This is a genomic window from Bradyrhizobium genosp. SA-3 (assembly GCF_004212635.1).
In the GTDB taxonomy this organism is placed as follows: domain Bacteria; phylum Pseudomonadota; class Alphaproteobacteria; order Rhizobiales; family Xanthobacteraceae; genus Bradyrhizobium.
The window spans coordinates 20,929-44,700 of sequence record NZ_PSRT01000018.1; the positions used below are offsets into that span (position 1 = coordinate 20,929).

At 60.7% G+C, this 23,772-nt stretch carries 25 protein-coding genes; 20 read left to right on the forward strand and 5 right to left on the reverse strand.

Annotation, left to right across the window (positions count from 1 at the left end):
* Positions 1 to 92: 92 nt before the first annotated feature.
* The gene (locus CWO91_RS08295) at positions 93 to 1,652 is read left to right on the forward strand and encodes a fatty acid--CoA ligase (protein WP_130213029.1); all 1,560 of its coding nucleotides are present in this window, start codon (positions 93 to 95) and stop codon (positions 1,650 to 1,652) included.
* A 46-nt stretch (positions 1,653 to 1,698) separates the two neighbouring features.
* Here the strand turns inward: CWO91_RS08295 and CWO91_RS08300 are convergent, their stop codons facing one another.
* Positions 1,699 to 2,370 (reverse strand): GntR family transcriptional regulator, encoded by a 672-nt coding sequence (locus CWO91_RS08300; protein ID WP_130213030.1) that lies wholly within the window; start codon positions 2,368 to 2,370, stop codon positions 1,699 to 1,701.
* Positions 2,371 to 2,508: 138 nt separating this feature from the next.
* On the opposite strand from CWO91_RS08300, the gene CWO91_RS08305 reads away from it, so the two are divergent.
* From CWO91_RS08305 to CWO91_RS08330, 7 genes are all read left to right on the forward strand, one after another.
* On the forward strand, positions 2,509 to 3,285 hold the full coding sequence (locus CWO91_RS08305) for an enoyl-CoA hydratase/isomerase family protein (protein WP_165405302.1): 777 nt from the start codon (positions 2,509 to 2,511) through the stop codon (positions 3,283 to 3,285).
* Positions 3,286 to 3,296: 11 nt separating this feature from the next.
* The gene (locus tag CWO91_RS08310) at positions 3,297 to 4,589 is read left to right on the forward strand and encodes a CaiB/BaiF CoA transferase family protein (protein WP_130213031.1); all 1,293 of its coding nucleotides are present in this window, start codon (positions 3,297 to 3,299) and stop codon (positions 4,587 to 4,589) included.
* 42 nt (positions 4,590 to 4,631) lie between these two features.
* A complete protein-coding gene (locus CWO91_RS08315) occupies positions 4,632 to 4,952 on the forward strand; it encodes a DUF485 domain-containing protein (protein ID WP_130213032.1) in 321 nt (106 codons plus the stop codon).
* A complete protein-coding gene (gene actP, locus CWO91_RS08320) occupies positions 4,949 to 6,643 on the forward strand; it encodes a cation/acetate symporter ActP (protein ID WP_130213033.1) in 1,695 nt (564 codons plus the stop codon). Before CWO91_RS08315 ends, actP begins: the two co-directional genes overlap by 4 nt.
* Entirely contained in the window at positions 6,640 to 7,989 is a 1,350-nt protein-coding gene (gene fahA / locus CWO91_RS08325) for a fumarylacetoacetase (protein WP_130213034.1), read from the forward strand. The genes actP and fahA overlap by 4 nt, the downstream gene beginning before the upstream one ends.
* Before the next feature lie 117 nt (positions 7,990 to 8,106).
* Complete coding sequence (locus CWO91_RS44970; RefSeq protein ID WP_283810939.1) at positions 8,107 to 8,235, forward strand: hypothetical protein; 129 nt, start codon at positions 8,107 to 8,109, stop codon at positions 8,233 to 8,235.
* Between the two features lie 1,035 nt (positions 8,236 to 9,270).
* Positions 9,271 to 10,302, forward strand: a complete 1,032-nt coding sequence (locus CWO91_RS08330) for an Rv1681 family radical SAM protein (RefSeq protein ID WP_130213035.1) — start codon at positions 9,271 to 9,273, stop codon at positions 10,300 to 10,302.
* 21 nt (positions 10,303 to 10,323) lie between these two features.
* Here the strand turns inward: CWO91_RS08330 and CWO91_RS08335 are convergent, their stop codons facing one another.
* Together CWO91_RS08335 and CWO91_RS08340 are read right to left on the reverse strand one after the other, a co-directional pair.
* On the reverse strand, positions 10,324 to 11,169 hold the full coding sequence (locus CWO91_RS08335) for a phosphate/phosphite/phosphonate ABC transporter substrate-binding protein (protein ID WP_130213036.1): 846 nt from the start codon (positions 11,167 to 11,169) through the stop codon (positions 10,324 to 10,326).
* A gap of 82 nt (positions 11,170 to 11,251) precedes the next feature.
* On the reverse strand, positions 11,252 to 12,397 hold the full coding sequence (locus CWO91_RS08340; RefSeq protein WP_130213037.1) for an acyl-CoA dehydrogenase family protein: 1,146 nt from the start codon (positions 12,395 to 12,397) through the stop codon (positions 11,252 to 11,254).
* Between the two features lie 391 nt (positions 12,398 to 12,788).
* Here CWO91_RS08340 and CWO91_RS08345 point away from each other — a divergent pair, with 391 nt between their 5' ends.
* Genes CWO91_RS08345 through CWO91_RS08360 form a run of 4 tightly spaced genes read left to right on the forward strand, consistent with a single transcriptional unit; the run spans position 12,789 to position 16,682 of the window.
* Positions 12,789 to 13,490 carry a TIGR04282 family arsenosugar biosynthesis glycosyltransferase gene (locus CWO91_RS08345; RefSeq protein ID WP_130213038.1) on the forward strand — a complete coding sequence of 234 codons (702 nt, stop codon included), beginning with the start codon at positions 12,789 to 12,791 and terminating at the stop codon, positions 13,488 to 13,490.
* Positions 13,487 to 14,860, forward strand: coding sequence for a glycosyltransferase 87 family protein (locus CWO91_RS08350; RefSeq protein WP_130213039.1), 1,374 nt, complete (start codon positions 13,487 to 13,489; stop codon positions 14,858 to 14,860). The genes CWO91_RS08345 and CWO91_RS08350 overlap by 4 nt, the downstream gene beginning before the upstream one ends.
* Complete coding sequence (locus tag CWO91_RS08355; protein WP_130213040.1) at positions 14,857 to 15,936, forward strand: radical SAM/SPASM domain-containing protein; 1,080 nt, start codon at positions 14,857 to 14,859, stop codon at positions 15,934 to 15,936. The genes CWO91_RS08350 and CWO91_RS08355 overlap by 4 nt, the downstream gene beginning before the upstream one ends.
* Positions 15,900 to 16,682: a glycosyltransferase family 2 protein gene (locus CWO91_RS08360; protein ID WP_208752998.1), complete on the forward strand. Its 783-nt coding sequence runs from the start codon at positions 15,900 to 15,902 to the stop codon at positions 16,680 to 16,682. The genes CWO91_RS08355 and CWO91_RS08360 overlap by 37 nt, the downstream gene beginning before the upstream one ends.
* On the opposite strand, the gene CWO91_RS08365 is transcribed toward CWO91_RS08360, so the two are convergent.
* Entirely contained in the window at positions 16,683 to 17,441 is a 759-nt protein-coding gene (locus tag CWO91_RS08365) for a class I SAM-dependent methyltransferase (protein WP_130213076.1), read from the reverse strand.
* Between the two features lie 76 nt (positions 17,442 to 17,517).
* Positions 17,518 to 18,174 (reverse strand): DoxX family protein, encoded by a 657-nt coding sequence (locus CWO91_RS08370; protein ID WP_130213041.1) that lies wholly within the window; start codon positions 18,172 to 18,174, stop codon positions 17,518 to 17,520.
* 376 nt (positions 18,175 to 18,550) lie between these two features.
* Between CWO91_RS08370 and CWO91_RS08375 the strand changes: the two genes are divergently transcribed.
* From CWO91_RS08375 to CWO91_RS08410, 8 genes are all read left to right on the forward strand, one after another.
* Entirely contained in the window at positions 18,551 to 18,823 is a 273-nt protein-coding gene (locus tag CWO91_RS08375) for a hypothetical protein (protein WP_130213042.1), read from the forward strand.
* 196 nt (positions 18,824 to 19,019) lie between these two features.
* Positions 19,020 to 19,145 carry a hypothetical protein gene (locus tag CWO91_RS44975; protein WP_256477618.1) on the forward strand — a complete coding sequence of 42 codons (126 nt, stop codon included), beginning with the start codon at positions 19,020 to 19,022 and terminating at the stop codon, positions 19,143 to 19,145.
* 166 nt (positions 19,146 to 19,311) lie between these two features.
* On the forward strand, positions 19,312 to 19,635 hold the full coding sequence (locus CWO91_RS08385; protein ID WP_130213043.1) for a hypothetical protein: 324 nt from the start codon (positions 19,312 to 19,314) through the stop codon (positions 19,633 to 19,635).
* Between the two features lie 125 nt (positions 19,636 to 19,760).
* Entirely contained in the window at positions 19,761 to 21,191 is a 1,431-nt protein-coding gene (locus tag CWO91_RS08390; protein ID WP_130213044.1) for a multicopper oxidase family protein, read from the forward strand.
* Positions 21,192 to 21,221: 30 nt separating this feature from the next.
* On the forward strand, positions 21,222 to 21,665 hold the full coding sequence (locus tag CWO91_RS08395) for a DUF411 domain-containing protein (RefSeq protein ID WP_130213045.1): 444 nt from the start codon (positions 21,222 to 21,224) through the stop codon (positions 21,663 to 21,665).
* Positions 21,666 to 21,780: 115 nt separating this feature from the next.
* Positions 21,781 to 22,485: a TlpA family protein disulfide reductase gene (locus CWO91_RS08400; protein ID WP_245471168.1), complete on the forward strand. Its 705-nt coding sequence runs from the start codon at positions 21,781 to 21,783 to the stop codon at positions 22,483 to 22,485.
* 293 nt (positions 22,486 to 22,778) lie between these two features.
* Positions 22,779 to 23,144 (forward strand): hypothetical protein, encoded by a 366-nt coding sequence (locus CWO91_RS42800; protein ID WP_165405303.1) that lies wholly within the window; start codon positions 22,779 to 22,781, stop codon positions 23,142 to 23,144.
* 6 nt (positions 23,145 to 23,150) lie between these two features.
* The gene (locus CWO91_RS08410) at positions 23,151 to 23,768 is read left to right on the forward strand and encodes an SCO family protein (RefSeq protein WP_130213047.1); all 618 of its coding nucleotides are present in this window, start codon (positions 23,151 to 23,153) and stop codon (positions 23,766 to 23,768) included.
* Positions 23,769 to 23,772 lie beyond the last annotated feature (4 nt).

Consider the following 23,772-nt stretch of genomic DNA (forward strand, 5'->3'; position numbering starts at 1 on the left):
TCTGCGCTGAATAGCGGTAGTTCAGAATTTAGATACTTGCCGGCAGCGGTGCAGGTCATCCTCCATCCCAAAAGTCATCATGGGAGGGATGGATGTCCAAATCGGAAGGGGCCTTGCTGTCAACCCCGATCCAGACGATCGCTGAAATTCCGCGACGTTACGCGGCGGTCACTCCCGACGCTGTCGCCGTGAGCTTCGAGGGGCGCGAGACAAGCTATCGGGTCCTGGACGAATTTTCCAATCAAGTCGCCAATGGCCTCGTGGCTGGGGGTGTGCGACCGGGCAGCCGAATTGGGATCCTGGACAAGAATTCGGATATTTTTTTTCAAGTGCTTCTCGGGGCAGCCAAGGCCCGCGCCGTCCTGGTTCCCATCAATGCAAGGCTGGCACCTCCTGAGGTCGTTTTCGCGGTCAACGATGCCAAAACCGAGATTCTCTTCGTCGGGGAATCGTTCGAGAAACTCATTACTGAAATCCAGGATCAGCTGGACACTGTTTACCAAATCATTGTGCTGGACTCGCGTTACCCGAAGTGGCGCGATGCCCACCCGCCGACTGAGGCGAGCCTGCCAGTCAGCCCCGATGACGTTTGCCTGCAACTCTACACAAGTGGCACGACCGGCTATCCGAAGGGCGTGCAGCTTTCTCACGCAAATTTTCCGCCACACGCGCTTGACTGGAAGGCGTGGTCGTCCAACGACGTCATGTTGCTGGCAATGCCGTTGTTCCACATCGCAGGGGTTGGTACCGGCGTGTTCGGTCTGGTCGCCGGCCTCAAGACGATCGTGCTTCGCGAGTTCGTTCCATCGGTGGCGCTTGAAACGATACAGCGCGATCGAGTTACGGTCACGTTCCTCGTTCCGGCAATGTTATTGGCGATGCTGACCGAACGTAACGTCGAGACATGCGATCTCTCCTCGCTGAGGCAAATTCTTTACGGGGCGTCGCCGATACCGCTGGAGCTCCTCAGGAAGTCGCTCCGGGTGTTCAGGCATACGGGGTTCTTCCAGGTCTACGGTCTAACCGAGACGACTGGCGTCATCACCGTTTTGGGAGACGCGGACCACTCCGTTGGCGATGGCGAACTCTTGAGGTCGTGTGGCCGCCCTATCGAAGGCGTCGAGCTGCAGATCATCGACGCTTCGGGAAAATCGCTGCCAGCTCGACAGGTGGGTGAGGTCGTGTGTCGATCATCACAAAATATGCGGGGGTATTGGAATCGGACGGACGACACCGCGAGGACCCTCAGGGACGGGTGGCTGCATACAGGCGATGCCGGATTCCTTGATGAAAACGGCTACTTGTACATTCATGATCGCTTGAAAGACATGATCGTTTCCGGTGGAGAGAACGTCTACCCCGCCGAGATTGAAAGTGCCTTGTACGGACACGCGGATATCGCCGACGTCGCCGTCATCGGCGTGCCTGACGGCCGGTGGGGTGAGGCGGTCAAGGCCCTCATCGTACTAAAACCGGATCGTTCGGCGGACCCGGCGGGCATACTGCATTTCGCGAGAGAAAGGCTGGCGGGGTTCAAGATCCCGAAGTCGATCGAATTCGTGAACGAGCTTCCCCGCAATCCATCCGGAAAGATACTGAAGCGATTGCTGCGTGAGCGCTACTGGGACGGATATGAGCGGAGGGTCAACTGAGTGCAGTTGGCCGAGCTGAATGTATCGGACCGGGGAGACGCTTTTGCTAGGCGACGGCTGCGTCCTGCAACTTAAGCGACTGAAGCGTCAGCACCTCGGTCAAGCGCAGATGTTCCGTCATCAGGTCGGTGGCAAGTTTCGCATCCCGGCCAAGAATGGCTTGGGCCAGTGCCGAATGTTCGGCGCGCAAATCACGATCCGCGCGCGACATTCGCACATTGATACGACGATAGCGTTCGCCCTGGACGAAGAGTTGGTCGCGAATTCGCAGCAGCCAGGGGCTGTCGCAAGCCGCCACCAGGGCAGCATGAAATTTCGCGTGCGCGATCATCCAGTCGTCGCCCAGGTCGTGAATGTCATGGGGCGTATGCGAGAGTTCATGATCGGCTGCGACAATAGCAGCCTCCCATTTGAGGCCGCCGAGTTTCATCGCGCGGTGCATGCATTTCAGTTCGATGTCGATTCTGATGGCCGTCAGGTCCGAAACGTCGGCGGCATTGATGGGCGCCACCCGGAAGCCCCGCTGGGGCTCCGCAATGACCAGTGCCTCCGCAGAGAGACGCGAAAGCGCCTCCCGCACGACGCTCGGGCTCACCGTAAGGTGTTGAGCCAAATCCTGAATTTTCAACTTCCCACCGGCCGGCAAGCGGCAGGCCAAGATGTCCGAGCGAAGCCGGGCGTAGGCTGAAACGGTAAGACTGGTGGCGTCTGGGGACATCCTCCCATTTTCGTAAGGATTCGGAAGAATACAAGACGGAGCCGAAAATATCTTTTTTCTATTGACCGTATGATTTTTTGGATTAACGTTCCATTATAGAACTTTAAGGCCCGCTGAAAAAGAGTCCGGAGGAAGCTAATGACCACACCAAACGAGTTGGTTACCGTCAGTCGGGAGGGCGATCTCGTTACCCTGACGATGACTTTCGCTCCCTATAATCTCGTAGCAAAGCCGCTGCTGACTGCGCTCCTGGACGCAGTCGAAAAGGCTCATGAGGAAGGCGCGCGCGCCATTATCCTTCGCAGCGGGTTGCGACACTTCTCCGCAGGTGCTGAAATAGAACTATTCGACAATCGCGGCGAACGGCTGCCAGAAATTGATGTGTGCGCCTGCCTGGATGCGCTCGAACAGGTCCCGGTGCCGATCATCGCGAGCATGCACGGATTGGCCCTCGGTGGCGGATTCGAGCTGGCGCTGGCCTGCGACATCATCGTTGCCGCGGACTCCGCGAAGGCCGGCATGGTCGAAGTGACGCTGGGCCTGCATCCGCTGATGGGCGCCATACAACGTGTGGCATCGCGCGCCGGCGTGGCGCGCGCCAGGGAAATGGCTCTGTTCGGCCGTCGCTATGATGCGGCGACGCTGGAGCGCTGGAATATCGTCAATCGCGTCGTGCCCGAAGCCCAGCTTGAAGAAACGACGCGAATCCTCGCGCTTGAGCTTGCGATGGGCCCGACAGTGGCGCATGGCGCCACCAAAAGACTAATCCGCGAATACATGGACGAGAGCGTCGTGAAAGCCGACCGCGCAATGTCCGACGTGCAGCGTCCGATCTTCCAGAGCAACGACCTCATCGTCGGCCTCAAGGCCTTCCGTGAGGCCGGGCCTGGTCACGCCATCTTCTCCGGGCGCTGAGGGACATCGTCATGACAAATCGTGCCCCCCTTGCCGGAATCAAGGTCGTCGACTTCTCGCGCGTCCTTGCTGGTCCCCATTGCACCAGGGCCCTGTCGGACCTCGGCGCCGACGTGATCAAGATCGAACCGCCGCGCGGAGACATCTCGCGGCACGCACTGCCTGGCGACGAAACCGCGAGCATGTCCTATTACTATATTCAACAGAATGTCGGGAAGCGGAACATCAGCATCGACCTCAATTTCCCCGAAGGAAGAGAAGTCGTGCGCAAGATGTGCGACAGCGCCGACATCATCGTTGAGAATTTTCGTGCCGGCACATTGAAATTCTTCGGCCTCGATTATGAATCCGTCGCCGCGCGCAACCCGAAAGTCATCTACGCCTCGATCAGCGGCTACGGCCAGGGCAGCGCGCTGTCGCACCGCAGCGCCTACGCGCCGACCGTCCATGCCGAATCCGGCTTTGTCGGCGGAATGATCGACCATCTCGGCGAGGATCTCACGGTCAAGCGGCATGATGCATATTCGCATGCTGACGTTTATACGGGCCTCGAAGCGATCATCGGCATTCTGGCAGCACTGCATCACCGCGACCAAACAGGCGAGGGCCAATATGTCGATATCGCGATGGCCGCCACCATGCTTGCCGTCAACGAGCGGGTGCACGCCGATCTCTCCGACGCGGATCTCGGCGCCGAACCCGCAGCGCTCGGACCTGCTGACTCGCCGTTCTTCAAGACAAGCTACGGTGACGTCATTACAATCGCGACCAGTGTCGTCAGCAGTCTGACGTTTCCGAATTACATCGCGGCGATGCGTCGCCCCGATCTCGCTTCAGATCCCCGATTCGCCACGCCGGCGGCGCGCCGGAAGAATCTCAACGCCCTTTACGAGATCATCCAGCAGTGGATTCTTTCCTTTGCCACGGCCGGCGAACTCGATGCCCAGCTCGACGAAGTGAAGCTGGCGTTCGGCGTGGTCCGCTCGGTCAAGGATTTCGCCGGTTCGGACTGGGTCAAATGGTGGGGCGCGATAGAAGAGGTTACCGACCGCCGCGGCAAAGCTGTCAGAATTCCTGGCAAGCCCTGGCACTTCTCAAAAACGCCGCTGGCCGCTGCGCGCGAAGCTGCCTTTCGCGGCGAACACAACGTCGAAGTGATGAAGGAATACGGCTACTCCGATCAGGAGATTGCTGCCCTTACCAATTCGGGCGTGCTGTTGACGAACATTCCGCCGCGACCCTCGCGGTTGATAGGAGCATCCGCGCCGCCCGACAGTGCCGATGTCCTGAAGCAGGCGTCCTAGCTGCGCCGAAGCCAACTAGCCAAAAAATGCGGGAGGGAAATCATGTCATTGTCGCTGTCTTCGGAACAAGCGCGAAAAATCTTGTCTAATCCGTCTTTTCGGGAGCTGACCGCCGCACGGGCACGGCTGCGGTGGGGGCTCTCGATCGTCACGTTGCTGATGTTCTTCGGCTTCATCGGGCTGATTTCGGCGGCGTCGTCAGCGCTCGGGAAGAACATGGCGGGCGGAGCCGTTCCGTTGGGCATGGCGATCGCGCTTGGCATGATCGCCTTGGTCGTTGCCCTGACCGGTTACTATGTACGCCGTTCCAACACCTACTTCGACGGCCTGACACAGCTCGTTCGCCGGGAGTGTGGCCGATGATCATGCGTATTCTACTGGGGGCCATCGCGGTGACAGTATCCTTTCCGGCGCATGCTCAGGCGACCACCGTTCTAGCGGGGCGCGATCTTAACTGGGTTGCGATCGGCATGTTCCTGTTGATCGTCGCCGTCACGCTCCTCATCACCTATCGATCGGCTGGCCGAACCAAATCGAAGGCGGACTTCTATACGGCGGGACATGAGATCACGCCGCTCCAGAACGGCCTGGCGATTGCGGGGGATTTCCTCTCGGCCGCGGCTTTCCTTGGTATCTCGGCGCTGATCTATGCGACCGGCTTTGATGGCCTCATCTATGCGTTAGGCTTCTTGACGGGTTGGCCGATCGTGCTGTTCATGATGTCGGAGCGATTGCGGAACCTCGGCAGTTACACGTTCGCCGACGCAGCGTCGTTTCGCCTTGATCGCACCTCGGTTCGTTTGGTCGCCGCCACGGGTAGTCTCGTGGTCGTGCTGTTTTACCTGATCGCGCAGATGATCGGCGCCGGCAAGGTTATTCAGCTTCTGTTCGGCGTGAACTATCTGTTCGCAGTCGTTGGCGTCGGACTTCTGATGATCGTCTATGTGGCTGTCGGCGGCATGCAGGCTACCACCTGGGTTCAGATCACCAAGGCGCTGCTGCTGCTGATTGGCGGCACCTTGATGGCGCTGGTGGTGTTGTGGCGCTTCGATTTCAGCCTTGGACGCCTTTTCGCCGAGGCGAGCCGGGTCCACCCCAAAGGTGCAGCAATTCTCTCTCCCGGCGGGCTGTTCGCCGAGCCGGTTTCCGCGATCTCGCTTGGACTCGCGCTGGTGTTCGGGACCGCTGGATTGCCGCATATCCTGATGCGGTTCTTCACCGTCAAGGATTCCGCAGGTGCAAGGAAGTCGGTTTTCTATGCGACGACCTGCGTGGCTTACTTCTGCCTGGTCATCCCGCTGTTCGGCTTTGCCGCGATGGTGGTCCTTATGCCGGATGCGAGTTTCTTCAACGTCGGATTGGGTGGCCAGTTCAACAAGGTCACCGATCTGATCGGCGGTCCCAATATGGCGGCCGTCCACCTGGCGGGCGCACTCGGCGGACCGATTCTGCTTGGGTTTATCTCGGCCGTCGCGTTTGCCACCATTCTCGCCGTGGTAGCCGGATTGACGCTCGCAGGGGCGTCCGCGGTGAGCCACGACATCTATGGTCAGGTGATTGCGAGGGGGCACGCTCAGGAGGCACGTGAAGTGAGGGTTGCTAAGATCGCCGCGGTCGCAATCGGCATCGTCGCGGTTGGCCTTGCCATCATTTTCGAGAACCAGAATGTCGCGTTCATGGCGGGGTTGGCGCTTTCGGTCGCGGCAAGCTGCAATTTTCCTGTGCTGGCGATGGCGATCTTCTGGCGCGGTACCACCACGCGCGGCGCGGTTGCCGGCGGCCTGGTCGGCCTATTCAGCTCACTCGTGTTCGTCGTACTGAGCAAAACAGTCTGGGTCGCGGTGTTCCATTTCGCGGTACCGTTGTTTCCCTACGACAATCCGGCGCTCTTCTCGATGCCGCTTGCATTCCTGACGATATGGCTCGGTTCGTTAAGTGACAGAACAGCCCGTGCCGTGGCCGAGCGGCGCGCGTTTGATGCTCAGTTTGTGCAATCGGAGATCGGCATCGGCCTCTCTGAAGGCAACAACGCGCTGGCGGGAGTTGCACGATGAACGCCAACATCGACGAGACCCACGATCCGGCGCGCCGCAGTTTTGTGTCGTCCGCGAACGATCCCTCCGGCGACTTTCCCATCCAGAATCTGCCGCTCGGTGTCTTCAGCCGTGGCAAGGACGGAAAACGATCCGCGGGGGTTGGGATCGGCGACCAGATCCTGGATCTCCATTCGGCGCACAGGGCTGGTCTCCTGCCGGCAGAAATTCCCGAGTGGACCGTCGCCGACTCCTCGCTCAACTCGCTGTTTGCGTTGGGACCTCGCGCGTTGCACACCTTACGAAAGGCAATCAGTGCCGCGCTTGACGCGGGTTCAAGCGGTGAGGCTGCGCGCCGCCGTGCGTCGGACCTGCTGGTCCCACTGAGCGCTTGCACGATGTATCGTCCGACCTCGGTGCCGAACTACACGGACTTTTATGCCGGCATACATCACGCGAAGGCGGCGGGCGCACTTCTCACGCCTGAAAATCCGCTGCCCGCCAGCTACAAATGGGTGCCGATTGCCTACCACGGACGGGCGTCTTCGGTGCAAGTCGGGCAGGGTGTTGTTCGCCGACCCATTGGACAGCGGACGCCATCGGTCGACGGAGGCAGTCCTGGCTTCGGCCCGTGCGACCGGCTCGATTTCGAATTGGAGATGGGGTTCTATCTCAGCGGCGGCAACGAACTCGGAAGTCCGATCCCGGTTGCGCGCGCAAGCGAACAGATTGTCGGCTATTCACTTCTCAACGATTGGTCGGCGAGGGACGTCCAGCGCTGGGAGATGTACCCACTCGGCCCATTCCTCAGCAAGAGTTTCGCGACATCCGTCTCGCCGTGGGTTGTCACCGTCGACGCATTGGCGCCGTTCCGCATTCCGGCGATGGTTCGTCCTCACGGGGACCCCCAGCCGTTGAAATATCTGCTCGACGATGATGATCAGAAAAGTGGCGGGCTGGACATAAGCCTGAAGGTGTTCCTCACGACCGAAAAGATGCGGGCCGCAAGGGACGTTCCGGTCGAAATTCTGAGCTCGAACGCCAAGTATCTATATTGGACTCCGGCGCAGATGGTTGCGCACCACACGATCAATGGATGCAACCTTCTACCGGGGGATCTGATCGGCACCGGTACGATCTCCGGACCTACCGACGCTGAATTGAGCAGCATGCTCGAATTCACTTCTGCCGGAACCCGCCCCATTGCGCTTCCCAACGGAGAGCGTCGCGGCTTTCTACACGACGGCGATCAGATCAGATTTGAGGGGCGCTGCAGCCGCGATGGCTTTGTATCCATCGGGTTCGGAGCCTGCGTGGGCACGATTGCTGCACCTCATCAGGCGGCGCTTGAAAGCAGGGCTGCCTGATCCGCGCGTGTTCTGCGAAGCGTCGCGCCCTCGAGCGATCCGCTCCCGGCCGGTTGGTACTGCCCGGAAGTCGACAGAACAATAGCTAGGAGAGGAACTGCCGTGGAAAATTGCCACATGATCGCATACGCCATCATCACGATGCCGGACATCGACATGGAAGAGGTCCAGTTCGGGCAACTTCTCGTCGTTCTCGTAGCCTTATCGGTCGCCGTGGTGGGCCGCCTGGCTGCGTTGGTCTTCTGAGTCCCCTCACGATGCGGTCGTCATCGCCGCAGGGCTGACGCACAACTCGGCGATCGAGTGTTGGAGGTGGAAACTGCGGCGCGCGGGGCGGCCCATCCAAGGCTTCGCTGGCTAAACGCGGTCGTCGGCTCGATTGGAGCGCTGGGCCTTGGTCAAAATTGGCCGTTAGGTTCGTTATGCGAATCCTGGACGCAGTGCTAAATCATCCGCTCTGAAAGGTACTTGTCGGCGGGAAACGCACCTATTTTCTTGGCTTAGCAGTGCAAGCCATTGAAATCGCAGCAAATGCGAACGCCCTCCGAGCGCACCAAGCGCGTAAGACATTGAAATATATGATAGTTTCTTTTTGAAACTACCCGAAGAGCACTTATTCGCCGTCGTAACCCACTGGAAAGTGGTGCGCCGCCCTATTAACCGCACGCAGCCTGAAGGGCCGCATCTTTTTCGCGCTAAGGTGTCCAGCCCTCTAGTTGCGGTCAGCCAGCTAAATCCTTCACAATTGTCTGGCCCATTTCATCACTGTTCTGACGAGCACTGGGATTCTAGTGCGCTCCATGCCGCGTCGTCCTGCCAAGATCACTCAAGGTGAAATTGCTCGCGTGATCCGCGCCGCCAAGGAAGCTGGCGCAGCGGAGGTGGTGATCGACGGTGAGGGGCAAATCCGCATTCCGCTATCATTGAACGGAGTGGCTTCGCCTCCATCAGAGTGCGACGACGGTCAAGCCTGGACGCCGTCCGTGCTCGCAAGAAAGAAACGGTGGTCATCTCGAGATGCCACGTCCTGGCCGGATATTCCAAAACAGCTACTCAGACTCGTCGGTCGAGCAGTTGGTAGAGGATGAGAAGCCAGAATGCCTGTGGGCGGAAAGACATCCCAGCCGATCGGCGCAGCAGGCTTGCGCTCTGGATTGTCCTTGTTCATTGCCTTCTGATGAAATCGGTTTTGGTGCGACACCCTTGCTGCAGACGCGAACGTCTGATCGACCATCCAACACCGCTTTGGATTTCCTTGGGCAAAACCTATAGTATCGCCTTATGAGAACGGCCGCTAAGCTCGAACTCGATGCCGGCACCAAGACATTTGCCTCGGGCCTCCTGGCTGATTTGATAGACGCGCTGCGCCGCAGCCGTAAGGGCGATCTGGTGGCCTTGATCAGCGGCGATCCAAGCATCGGCCCCGACCTTGAGGCATGGTGTCGCTTCACCCGTAACAGTTTGGTTGACGTGGCCGTCGAACAAGGTCGCACCCGCTGGGTAGTTCGGTACGGAGAGGCTCCTGAAAGCGTCGAAGATCGGCCAGTCGGCTCTCGTCTATGGCTTTATACGAACTTCGACTGCAACCTAAGCTGCGATTACTGCTGCGTGCGCTCCTCACCCAAAGCTCCGCGCCGGGCTCTTGGTATCGAGCGCGTGCGACGTATCGCTGTCGAGGCGGCCGAGCTCAGTGTGGGGGAAATCTTTGTGACCGGCGGCGAGCCATTCATGTTGCCAGATATCGGCGAGATCCTTGCCGCATGCGCAGCGGCGGCGCCGACCACGGTCCTCACCAACGGCATGCTGTTTGCCGGACGTCGGCTCGCAACGCTGCGCTCATTGCCGCGCGAGCGCGTAACATTTCAGATCAGCCTGGATAGTCCGACGCCGGAGCGCCACGACGGCCACCGTGGAAAGGGAACCTGGGCACGCGCCTGGAGAGGAGTTGAGCTGGCGTGCGCCGAAGGATTCCGGGTGCGATTGGCGGCGACGGTGTCAAGTGACGCGGAAGCCGAGGAATTCCGCAGCTTCCTGGATGCCAATCACGTCAGCGAGGAGAACCGCGTGATCCGGCGAATTGTCCTGCGAGGCTCCGCCACACAGGGCATTGCGTTGGCTAGGGCGGATCTGGTTCCTGAAGTAACGATTACCGCCGAAGGCGTGTTTTGGCATCCGGTCGGCGCAGAGGACAATGACCTGCTGGTCAGCCACGACATCTTTCCGCTCGCCGAATCCTTTGCAGCCGTGCGCCGTGCCTTTGATCGCGAAAAAGAGCATCAGCGCCGGTTGGCAACGATCTTCAATTGCGCCTGATAGGGGCGGAGCTCTCTATCGCTAAGCCGAGGGGCGCGTTAAGAAGCCTTGTTGCGCCGATGCTTCCCGCAATTCGGCGTAGGCTGCAAGCTGCGGCGCTATCCACTGGCGCAGCCCTTCGGCCTCGAGCACAGCACGATGCGTCGGGTTGTCGTAGCTCATGGCGAATAGTGCTTTGGCAAAGTGCTGCTCCAACGCGGGGTCCAGATCGGATCGGGCAGTGAACATGCAGTGATTATATGGCGGCGAGGTCCAGATTTCGGTCAGCGCACCTTCCGGCACCAGACGCTCCGTACGCACCGCGTTCCAGAATGGGCTGCCGATTGCGCCGGCATCAGCGCGGCCGTCGAGCACCGCGCGAACGACGTTGGACTCGCTCGTCCCCGTGTCACCGTGCTTACCGAGATCCGTGTTGAAGCGCAGCGTTTGGTAGTCTTTCCCCTCAATCAGTCCCTCGCGCTCTAGAAAATAAACCGGGAGGATTGCCGCATGACCGCTGTCGCGGCTCCCGAGCGCCAGGGTCCGGTTCTTGAGATCGCCAAGCGTAGCGACCGGCCCACCGGTGACCGCAACGATCTTGGTCATCCAGCCGACGTCGGTGTCGCGCATCGCGATCGGGCGGCAGCGCTTGTCGCTCCAGGCATCGGCCTGGATATAGGCGAGGTTCGTGTTCCATGCGATGTCGATCCGCGGCAGCCGCTCGCCCGGCAAGGCCAGCAGCGCTGCGACCTGGGCCTCGTAGCTCTGAAACAATACGACCTCGACGGCGAGATGCGCCTCCTCGTGAAAGTAGCGTCGCATGCCCTCCCAGATACTGACCACCTTCGGATCGTATGCGACGGCACCTACCCAGATCGTCTGGCTCATGATTACTCCTCGCCTGTCACGCCTGATTTCAAATGCGATCAATCGCGATCCGAGCGCGGCCAGCAGGGCAACCCTGCCGCGCTCAGAACAGCGGTATTCCCAACACGGCCTTGCCGATGAATTCACGCAGAACATCGCCCGTCGGCGCCATGACCGCGCCTGCATGGGCATCGCGGAACAATCGCTCGATGGCCAGATGCTTGGAAAACGCAGCACCTCCGCACACCCGCATCGCCGCCGAAGTGACGCCGATAGCAACATCACCCGCCGACGCTTTGCACTCGAGCACGCGTAGCATGGTGGTATCTCGGGGGCGCTCGAGGTGACCGACGAGATCGTCGACGCGCGCGGCGAGCCCATCAGTGTCGATTTGCATTGTCGCAAGTTGCGCGCGAAGCGTCGGCAGGCTCTCGCCGAGGGTCTGGCCCAGATGCTCGAAGCGAGCGCTCTTGAGGTGAGCTGTGGTCCCCGCCACGGCGGCCCGGCAAAGGCCTAGCGCGACCGCCGATGTCCCGAGGTTGAACAGCGGAAGCACGATTTCCAGCATCGCCTTGAAGCCCGCTTTGTCGTCGGTCAGCTGAAGACTCGATCCGACCTCGGCGTCCTCAAGGATCATCGGCGCGGAAGCGTTGGCGCGCATCCCGAGACCATCCCAAGGGCCGGCGACCGACAGTCCAGGCGCACCAGCGGCGAAAAGGTAAAGGGTTGAATCGGTCGGACTCTTCCCTTCGGGAGCCAGCGCCGAGACAACATAGCTTTGCGCGTGACCGGCGCTCGTCACCCACGATTTCTTGGCCGTGATGCGCACATTGGTGCCACTACGGATCGCTCGCGACACAGGCGCCCAGAAGTGGCTGCGGGATCCGGCTTCGCTGAATGCCAGCGTGGTGAGGTGCTGACCGGCTGCAATATCTTTCAACGTCTGCACGACGGCTGCACCGGGACGGGCCGCGGCGATCGTCGCGGTGGCGCACATGTGCATCAAATAGACCATCGCGGCCGACGCGTCCGCTTCCGCAAGCATCGCAATGATGGCAGCGAGGGTCCTTGGTCCGAGAGCCGAGCCGCCAACTTCGGTGGGCAGCATCATCCCCAGCAGTCCGGCCGAGCCGAGCGCCGCGACTGCCTCCGACGAAAATCGAGCATCCTTGTCGTTTTGTCGTGCCGCCGGCGCCAGTATGCGGTCGGCGATCTCCCTGGCCTGCGAAACTGCAGTCTCGTGGTCCATAACAGCCCTCCGTCGTGCTCGGTCGAATTGAACTAGCTGCAGGCGGCTGTATTGCACTGCAGCGGATGTTGTCGGGTCGGAACGCCCAGCGTGCGGCACAACCGCTTCCGTATACTCGCTGTTGGTTTCTCCACGCCAAAGTACCCCCAAATTATTACGCCGCTCAAAGCGATCTGGTTACGTCACCCGGAGGATATTTTTTAGACGTCGGTCGCACCTTTTGCTTGTTCCGGCTGCGGCCGGCGGAGACAATCATCGCAGCAGGGGGGCGGCGCTCGTCAGCTGTCGTGAAAAGCGCTGCGAGCGACCGGCGATTGCGTAAGGAGGTGTGTCTGGCGTGGCGGCAATTGATCGCGATCCCGGCCGATCGCCCGCGGCCCCGGCTCCTGCTATGAGCGTTGCGGCGATTGGGATCATCTGTAAGGCGCCGCAGCCTGGCCGCGCAAAGACCAGGCTTGCGACGGCTATTGGCGCGGTTGCCGCCTCGGAGCTCTCGGCTTGCTTTCTGCGTGACGTCGCCGACGCCGTCGAGACGGTCCCGGAGAGCCTCGGCAGGCGCGGCTATGGTGTCTATGCGCCCGCGGGGGTCGAGCACATCATGCGGGAGCTGCTTCCCGCAACGTTCGGGCTTCTGCTGCAAGTCGGTGACGATCTCGGAGATGTGCTGTTCGGTGCCGCGCGCGATCTCCTCGACGGACACGACTGCGTTTTGCTCGTCAATGGCGACAGCCCAACCCTTCCTGCCCGTTTCCTGGTCCGGGCTATCGAAGCTCTTCGCGAGCCCGGCGACAGAATGGTGCTCGGGCCAGCAAGCGATGGCGGTTATTACCTCATTGGGTTAAAGCGCCCACATCGGCAGCTATTCACGCGCATCGCATGGGGGACGGAGACTGTAGCTCGCAGCACATGCGATCGCGCCGCCGAGATCGGACTTGCCACGATACTGCTGCCGGAATGGTACGATATCGACGACATTGAAGGGCTAACTTGGCTTAAGGACGAATTGGCCGGCAATTCGGCGCGCTTTCGCGGCGGTGGTCTGGCGCGGGCGAGCCGAGTTTTTCTCAAGGCTGCGCAGCGGATAGACCCATGAAGCCAATTGCGGGAACCATTGCGAGTCAATTCGGCGGACTGGCGCGCTCGGTTACCACAATGCCTCCGCTTCATCGGCTGGCCGGTATTGGCGTTGTCCTGCTTGGTCTCACTCTGGTGACCCCCTTTGCCTTCGAGGCAGCCGGTGATAATGCCTTCATTGCTCTGACCATTCTTGCAGGTCTGCTGACGATCTTAGCGACAAGTATGGCCGAACAGGCTCCACCCGATCGCGCGCTATGGCTCATTTTTGGCTTGGCGATCGTTCTGAGAGCCTATGTGCTGGCGTTCGATCCCCTTCTGTCCAATGACATCTATCGCTATGTCTGGGATGGCAGGGTTCAGGCCGCAGGTATCAATCCGTACCGCTATTTCCCGGCTCATGAGGCATTGGCATCTCTGCGCGACGGGGCGATCTTGCCGCACATCAACCGTGCCGACTCTGCCGTCACCATCTATCCTCCCGTCGCGCAGTTTTTCTTCCTCGTTGTCACGCGGATTGGTGAAAGCGTGACGACGATGCGCCTCGCACTGTTGGGGTGCGAGGCCGTCACCGTCACGATGATCATGCTGCTGCTGCGGCGCATGCACCGCCCGGTGACGCGCGTGATCGCCTATCTCTGGCATCCGCTGCCGCTGTGGGAGATCGCCAACAGCGGCCACGTCGACGCGCTCATGGTCGCGCTGGTGCTGCTGGGCCTATGGATTGCCCTGACCGGCTCCGCTCTGCGCGGGGCCGCCGTGATCGCGTTATCGACGCTGGTGAAACCGTATGCGGCGCCGGTGCTCGCCGGGATCTGGCGGCCGTGGGACCCTAAAATGCCGCTCGTTGTGATCGCCGTCATCGCGCTTTGTTACCTTCCTTATCTGTCGGTCGGCTGGGGCGTTCTCGGGTTCCTGACCAAGGGCTATTTCAACCAAGAGGGGATCGTTGCCGGCAACGATATCTGGCTGTTGTCGCTCTGGCGGCTTGTGTTCGGCGAGCATGAGCGCGACGTTGCCGTCTACGTGGCACTGGCGGGGCTGGTCCTCATGCTCAAGGGGCTCACGGTTGCCCGCAGCTCTGATCACAGCATCGCGTCGCGTGTTGCCGACATTAACATGCTGTTGCTTCTTGCTTTCCTGTTGTGGTCGCCCAACTACCCCTGGTATTTTCTGATTGTTGCGCCGTTTGCCGCCTTGTGCGGCTCCGCGCCCACCTGGGTCGTTTCGATCGGAGCGCTGTTGCTGTCCGAACAACTCGACTGGGACTTCTACATTCCAAGGGTGGTAAGCAAATCAATCCTGTTTGGAGGTCTTTTGCTGGCTTGGGCCTTCGTCGTCTGGAGGACCCGCATGCCGCGGACCATAGAGGCAAGGCTGTTGCAATGAGCCTTTCCCGCGAAGCGCAAAACCCTCACGCGCCGTTCGACCCGCGCCGCTACCACGAGTCGGTCGCGGGCGAGCGCACCGAGGTCGCCCAGCGCCCGCCAGTCTGCCTTTATCTGGAGGTGACGAACCGCTGCAATCTTTTGTGCACCACTTGCCCGCGCACCTACGAGCAGCTCGAGCCGCCGGCGGACATGAGCTGGGACTTGTTCGTATCGATTGTCGATCAGGTCCCCGGTCTTGCGCGGGCGGTTCTGCACGGCGTCGGCGAGCCGATGCTGGTCGCTGATCTGCCCCGCATGGTCGGATACCTGAAGGATCGTGGCGTTTATGTCGTCTTCAACACAAATGGAACGGTTCTCAGTGAGCGCAACGGCCGTGCGCTGATCGACGCCTGCCTTGATGAACTGCGCGTCTCTCTCGACGCGTCAAATCGCGAGAGCTTCAAGGCGATCCGCGGCAGAGATTATTTCGGCCGCATCATCCGCAACGTGCGAGCATTTCGCGAACTACAGGAGCGGGAGGGCCACTCTAAGCCGCTGGTATCCTTCTGGCTGACCGGTCTGAGAGAGACTGTCGAGCAGCTTCCGGCCTTTGTGCAAATTGCGGCGGAGATCAGCGTCAAGGAAGTCTATCTGCAACGGCTCGTATTCTTCGATGAATCCGCCATTGGCAAGGCGCGGCCGGATCAGGCGCTGTTCGAGCGCCTGACGGAGGAGGAAGCGGCGTACCTGAAGCAGGCTGAGGAGCTCGCGCGCTCCCTTGGCATGACCTTCAGCGCATCGGGCGCAACGAGCGAGCCCAGCTTAAGCCTCAAGGGTGGCGGAGACCTTTCGCCATGGTCGCTCTGCCGGCGGCCATGGTCGTTGATGTACTTTACGGCCAATGGCCGTGCGCTGCCATGCTGTATCGCGCCGTTCTCGCAGCATGGCTATGACAACTACACCCTCGGTCATGCCCGGCAGCAGGCCCTGCGGGACATCTGGAATGGGCCCGCCTACCGGGACTTTCGGGCAGCGCTCTTGTCAGACGAGCCACCCAAGTGCTGCGCCAATTGCGGCCTGCGCTGGAGCCTGTGAGCCAGGTGATCAAGGCGAGCGAACAGAGCGAGCGCCGGCCGGTGGTTTCGGCGATCATTCCCTGCATTGATGAGGAAGCGGCCATCGGCTGGGTCGTGACGGCGGTGCTCGGCCAGAATGTAAGCGAGGTCATCGTGGTCGATGGGGTCTCGCGAGATCGTACGGTCGAGCGCGCTGAGGCCGCCGGAGCGCGCGTAATTGTCGAGCCGCGACGCGGCTACGGGCGCGCGATCCAGGCTGGCATCGCCGCTGTGCGCGATAACGCCGACATTCTGGTTTTTCTCGACGGCGATGGCAGCGATCCTGCGGAATTCATTCCTGATCTGGTGTCGCCGATCATTGCTGGGCAAGCCGACTTCGTACTCGGCTCGCGTGTTCGCGGCCCACGTGAGCCCGGCAGCCTGGCACCACAGCAGGTCATCGCTGCCCACGTCGGCAGGCTTCTGCTGCGCTTCGTCTATGGCGCAAACTTCACGGATCTGTCGCCGTTTCGCGCTATCCGGCGGGATGCGCTCATACGTCTCGATATGAAGGAAGAGACATTTGGCTGGAATCTGGAGATGTTGATGCGGGTCGCCGCGGCGCGTGTACCGATGCTTGAGATCGCTGTCGGACAGCGGCGTCGAATCGGCGGAGTGTCGAAGGTCTCCGGCAATCTCATCGCTGGCATCAAGGCAGCCTGGTCGATTTCGGCGACGTTTGTTCGTCTCGCGTTCGAGCTGCGAGACCACGGCAAGAGGAGCTAGTCAGTGCGTGCCGGCACGATCTTCACAGGCAACGATATCCCGGGGAGACTTTCGATTTTCCTTATTCGGCGGGGAAAAGACAGCGAGGTATCCGCCATCGCCTGCGAGCTGATATGTGGCGATCTCGCGATAACCGACGGCGCTCGCTTCGCAACGCAACTGCTCAATTGGCGTGCCATGTTCGGAGGTCGGACGCTCAAGGTCGACAATTCCGATCCGCGCGCCCGGTTTCAAGGCAGGCGCGAGATTATAGAGAAAGGCATAGGGTTGGGCGATCTCGTGATACATGTGCACGAGGATGGCGGCATCCAGCGAGGAGGCGGGCAGGCGTGGGTCGTGCGGTTCGCCCAGCGCTAATGTGACGTTTGTCAGTCGAAGACGCTCGACGCGCTTGGCGAGCTCGATGAGGTAATCTCGGGTGACGTCCTCAGCAATGACGGAGCCTTTGGAGGCGAGGAGGGGCGAGAGCCGAACCGTGTGGTAGCCACGGCCGGCGCCGATATCACCGACCGTCATGCCGGGCTTCAACACAAGACGCCGAGCAATCTCGCCGGTCTCATCCAGGGAGTCACGGTGCCTCTCGTCGGAGCGGCCTGGGCTGACAATCGGCGCAACCGGGCGCTGGGGCGAGGGGAACTCCGATGCCGAGACGCCTGATGGGGCCAGATAACCGATATCGGCCGCGTACGAGCAAGTTGGGCCCAGCACCGCAAGAAGCGAGGCTGCGCGAAATAGAGCGATCAAATGCCCGCCAAGCATCTCGTGCGGCTGGTCGGCTCTTGTGAGTTCACGAGGTTGGCTCAACGTCGTCACTCTCTCACTCAAACGATCGCAACTAGCCCGCCATGTGGAAAAACCCGCCGATTAATCCCTTCCCGTCGCGCACCGCAGGGATTTTGCGGCGCAACCAGGCATCAAGGCCAAGACTGCGGCCGGCGCCATCGAGTGTGAACAGGAACATCAGCATGGCCAAAAAGATGTACGTCCACGGCCACTCGGACGAATTGCCATACAGGCCGAGCCAGAGCTGCAACACATAGGCGATGGCCAGCACGCCCAGCAATCGCACCGCAAGCCCGAGCATCATCGACCCAGCGAATGCCAGCTCAGCAACAAAGACGATTGGCCCAAAGATGGTCATGTTCGGGAGCACGACATCCTTCATGAAGCTGCGGTGAAACTCGAACGCCGCGTTGGTCGATTCCTGTTCGGTCCAGTATTGCAGACCGCCCGACAGAGGTAGCGGCAGCTTCCATAACATGCCCTGAAACCACATACAGCCGACCAGCACCCGAACCAGCCAGATTCCGAGATGTCGGCCGGTACGTTGCTCCGAATCCTCCTGCCAATTTCGCAAGGCCACTGCAATGCTGGCGAACAGCAGCGCCCAGAACAGCGCCAGGATCAGATAGCGCCAGTTTCCGAGACTGAGATAGTCGCCCGTCATCGCACTCAGGAAATGACCGATATCGATGAAGGGATTTGTGGGCATAGGCGCATGCTCCGAAGCAGTGCACAGTAACTCCACAGTATCCGCGTCCGCAACTCCGTCTCGGCGTGCGCGGGTTCACTTCGCTGCGCTCTGTCTGTCGGAGCAACTGGCTGTAGCCAGCGCCTGAAACGCCTCATCCGCGAAGCCGAGACCAAGGGTGGCGATCCGCGTAGTCAGCTTCCAGCCGGAGATCAAGGCGCATATGAGGTTCGGCGTACTTCTGATAGTGGGCACGATAGCGGACCGCGCCAGAGGTCCAAGTTGGGGCCAGGTCCAGGTGCGGACGTCGTATTAGTGGCGTTTCGTGACGCGCCATGTGGGTTGTCGGCGCGATGCTCTAGGCTTACCCTCAGTGCTCGTTCAAGGGGACGACGACATGCGATCATCCGGGCAGATCGTTATCGAAGCGAAGCCTGAGGCTCTTTCCATCAACCCAACACAGAGCGCCGTCATCGTTGTCGTTATGCAGAATGACTTCGGCTCTGAGGGCGGGATGTTCGCGCTTGCGGGCGTCGACATTTCCGGCATCCGGAACGCCATTGCGCCCAAAGCTCGCGACTTGGCTGCAGCGCGGCATGCCGGCATCAGCATTATTTGCTTGAAAATGGGTTTCCGACCGGATCTTTCGCGATCAGCCACTATTTTGTGATGGACTGGGCCGCGGTGTGGCCCGCCACGCCAAGGTGACTGAAGCATCGATCGCACTCAACTACACCACCGTGTTGAATATCGCCGTTCTCGCGCTAGCAACTGCGCTTGTCTGGAGATTTCTAAGGACCGGCGGTCCGGCAATGCTGCGCATGATGAACGAGCCAAGCCATCGGGCTACTTAGGGAGTGTGAGGCATGATGGATGGCATGATGAACATGATGGGTGGCATGGGTTGGGGGATGGGTCTGATCGGAGTACTCATCCTCATCCTTCTCATTCTCGGCATTGCGGCGCTCGTTAAATACCTCTCGGGACCGTAAGCAGCGCGCAGATGGAGATCGAAAGCCAGCCTGTTACTGGCAGGATATCGGGCTCACAAACCCGTGAACTGCAGCGCCGGTTGATCTTGCGGCTCCCGCCAATGGCCTAGCTATTCTCGGCGCTGGTCGTTATCTTAGTCGCATGTCGGAGAAGCTCGGCCGCGTCATGAGACTGGCACTGGCCCTCACGTTCATCGTGGGGCTGGTTCCGCATGGCATACGTGCTGCGCATGCTGACGTGAGCATGGTCATGGCTGCCGCGACCGATATGCCGATGAAAGGCAAATGTCACGGCTGCGGCGACGATCAGAAGGCCATGACGGCCGCGGCATGCTCCGCCTTTTGCGGAAGTTTCGTGGCCTTGCCCGTCTTTGGACCGCTGTTTGAGCTATCCTCGGTCGAGACGGCGCGAGATTGCTTCAGCCCAATTCTTGCGGGGCATACGATCCCGCCTGACCCGTATCCTCCCAGACCTGCCGTCCTGAACTAAAGGCGCATCGCTGGTCGCGATGTGACCTTTGGCGCGCACGATGCCCACCGCATCGACAGCGTATCGTGATGACGCACGTGGGCTCTTGGCCACGGGCATCGGATCAACGTCCAGGATCGGCTTTCATGCATTCCGATTTGAGTCCGACGATCAGTCGCCGCGCACTGCTGCTAGGCGGTACCGCAGTTGCGGCCTCCGCCCTGTTCCCGGGAATACCGCGAGCCGCACCGGTGGAACCCAAGGTTATTGAGCTCTCCGCGGCGCCCGGTCGCGTGTCCCTCGTTGGCTCGCCTGACACGGAAACAAATGTCTGGTGTTACGGGAATCGCATCCCTGGTCCCGACATCCGGCTCCGCCAAGGCGAGCCCGTTCGGTTGGTGGTGCGAAACCAGTTACCGGAAGATACGACCGTCCACTGGCACGGCATACGTCTGCCGAATGCCATGGACGGCGTTCCCGGCCTCACGCAGCCGCCGATCAAGCCTGGCGAAAGCTTCACATACGAATTCACGCCGCCCGACGCCGGCACGTTCTGGTACCATCCGCATGCCGATAGTCTGCAGCAACTGGGGCGCGGCCTGGCCGGAGCTCTGATCATTGAAGAGCCGGAACCCGTACCGGTCGACCGCGACGTTGTCTGGGTGTTGAGCGACTGGCGGCTCAAATCTGACGCGCAAATCGCGTCTGGATTCGGCAACGGCATGGAAGCCGCCATGTCCGGCCGCGTCGGCAACACCGTCACGGTGAACGGTGTGGTGTCCGAAGAGGAGTCAGTACGGGCAGGGGAGCGCATTCGCCTGCGTCTCATCAACACCTCGCTCGCTCGCATCATGTCCCTGCGCTTCGAGGGCCATCGTCCGACAATCGTCGCGATCGACGGCCAGCCCTGCGAACCGCATGAGCCGGACAATGGTCGCCTGCTTCTTGCTCCCGCAATGCGCGTCGACCTCATCCTCGATATGCAGGGTGAACCGGGACGGCGATACCGCGTGGTCGACGATTTCTACGACGACCTGTCCTATTGGCTCACTCAACTCGCTTACAAAGACGAGCCGCCACTCCGCGCGCATCGCCTCGATTCACCGCTCCGTTTGCCACGCAATCCTTTGCCAGAGCCGGACTTGACCGCCGCCGAACGGCGCCAACTGCTGCTGCAGGGCGGCATGATGGGTGGCGGCGGCATGATGGGGATGGGCGGAATGATGGGCATGGGCAACAAAGCCAACTGGTCCATCAATGGTCATTCGATGACAGGCGACGGTCACGCCGGGATGCCGCCGCTGTTTACGCTCCGGCGCGGACGAAGCTGCGTGCTGTCGATGCGCAACGAGACCGCTTGGTGGCATCCGATGCACCTCCACGGGCACAGTTTCCGCGTCCTGAGCCGCAACGGCGCACCGGTGCCGCACCGGCAGTGGGCCGATACCGTTCTCGTACGGCCGAAAGAGACGGTCGAGATCGCTTTTGTCGCCGACAATCCCGGCGACTGGATGCTGCATTGCCATGTCACCGACCACCAGGCGTCAGGAATGATGACGGTGCTACGCGTTGCATGAGCAACCCGATCTTTGCAAAGGAGAAACGACATGAATAGGCGGACATTCTTCCTTGGTACTGCGCTAACGACGCTCGTGCTGCCGCTGCCAGTGTTTGCCGCTCCGACCCAGGCGGCCTTGTACAAGAATCCGCAATGCAGCTGCTGCGAGGGCTATGCCGCGTATCTTCGGCAGAACGGCTTTGCCGTTGACGTGAAGCCCACCAACGATCTCGCCGAGATCAGCCAAAATGCCGGCGTGCCAGCGAAATATCAAGGCTGTCACACGATGCTTGTCGGCAGCTACGTGGTCGATGGGCATGTTCCGGTGGAGGTGGTCCGTAAGCTTCTGACCGAGCGGCCGCCGATTGCGGGGATCACCCTTCCCGGGATGCCGACCGGCTCCCCCGGCATGACCGGCCCGAAGACGCAGAAATTCGTTATCTACGCCGTGACTAAGGATGACAAGGCACCGACCGTCTACGCCACCGTGTAGCCAGTCGGTAGCGGGCGAGGTCGGCCCGCATCGCCCCACAAGCACGTTGGCCAACGATCGTCCCCAAACGGCTTGTGGATGCGATCCTGCCATCGATCGGAAAGGTTGAGCAGCAATGATGCTTGTCCCCTGTATCGGCCGGATTCAGTCCGCGATCGCTGTCGCAATCGCACTCGCAGCGGCCACTCAATTGGCCGTTGCTCAGGAGCCAGCGAAAAAGGTGGTCCTGCATAACAGCCCAAGACCTGTCGCCGCTGTTCAGTTCAGTGATGAGGAAGGCCGACCGCGAAGTCTGGCTGACTTCAAAGGAAAGGTCGTGGTCCTCAATCTCTGGGCCACCTGGTGCGTGCCCTGCCGAAAGGAAATGCCCGCGCTCGATCGGCTGCAAGCGGCCTTGGGCGGGGCCGAGCTCGAAGTTGTACCTCTCTCGGTGGATCGCGGCGGGCACGAAGCCGTCCGCAAGTTCTACTCCGAGGTCACCATTCGCAACCTTGCCGTTTACACCGACCCTTCCGGGCAGGCGTTGCGTGCTGTAGGCGCGATCGGCTTGCCGACGACGCTCATTATCGATCGCGCTGGCCAGGAAGTCGGGCGCGCGCTTGGCCCGGCCGAGTGGGATTCCCCAGAAATCGCCGACACGCTCCGAGCCGTCATGACCAATACCGGCGATCGCTTCGCTCAGCGGCAAGACCCTGATCGATTGCACGCGTCGCTCGGCCTGCTCCGGCGTGTGTTCGACTGGCTGATGTCGCCCATTAACGAAGTGATCCTCAATAGAGAAACAGCTGATGACTCCTCAGACGAAAATAAGAGCAGATGATATCTCTGCTGTACGCGCGTGGCGGCCCTGGCGTTATCTTGGGGAGCGGCGCGCACTGGTTATCCTCGCGGTTATCGCCGTGATCGTCGGCACCGCGTTCGGATGGAACTGGCTCGTGGCTGCCGGTATTGCGCCCGTCCTGCTGAGCGTACTGCCATGCTTGGTGATGTGCGGGCTCGGTCTGTGCATGAACCGCCTGATCGGCCGCTCTTGCGCAACCTCCACATCACAAAGCGCAGCGAATGTCGGCTGGCAGGCAACGAATTCTCCGGTCCTTGACCAGGCAACGGCAGATGTCGCTCAGGGTCGGGGTCCAGACCGAAATCCTGGGGACGCCGCCGAAAGAACGCGCGGCGAGCCTGCGGAAATCGGAAACCGACGAAAGGAGACCGAACATGCAATCAACCGCTAGAACTCTGCTTGTATTCGCCGCGTTCTTGGTCGCCGCAGTGACCATGGCTCCGGCTCTCTATGCCGACGATCACGCCTCGTCCAGCTCCACGACGATGGTCGGAATGATGGGTCGGGGGAGCGGAATGATGGAACGGATAGGGATGATGAACCATTGCGGCGCGATGATGGGCAGAGATGACAGCAGTGGCCGACCCAACGACCAGTGGCGCGCTCCTCGATCGCCGGATGCCAAGGCCAAACAGTAGCCGTCGATGAAGACACGAACCAGACGCCTGACCATCATAGCTCTTGTTGCGGCCGCCGGCGCGATCGCGCTGGCTGAGGCATGGTTTGTGGCGACTCCGTATCCGAAGGTCGTCACGTCTGGCACGGCAGCGATTGGCGGGCCGTTCACGCTGGTAACGACCGACGGCAAGACAGTGAGCGATGAGACCTACCGCGGCAAGTGGCTTCTGATCTACTTCGGCTACACCTTCTGTCCGGATGCGTGTCCGACCGCGCTCACCAACATGAGTGCGGCCTTGGAAAAGCTTGGCCCAAATGCCAGCGAGCTCCAACCGCTCTTTGTCACGGTCGACCCCCAGCGCGACACCCCTGTCGTCATGACTGATTACCTGAAGTCCTTTGATTCTCGCATTGTCGGCCTGACTGGAAACCAGGCGCAGATCGACGGCGTGCTGAGGGCATATCGCGTGTACGCCGAAGCGCAGAAATCCGAAGTGGATTACGCCGATTATCCGGTCTCGCACAGCGCGTACCTCTATCTGATGGATCCACAGGGGCGATTCGCGAATGTGATCCAGAGCAGCGAAGGTGGAGATGAGATCGCTGCTTGGCTGCGCAAGCAAATGGTCCACAAGAACGGATAGGACG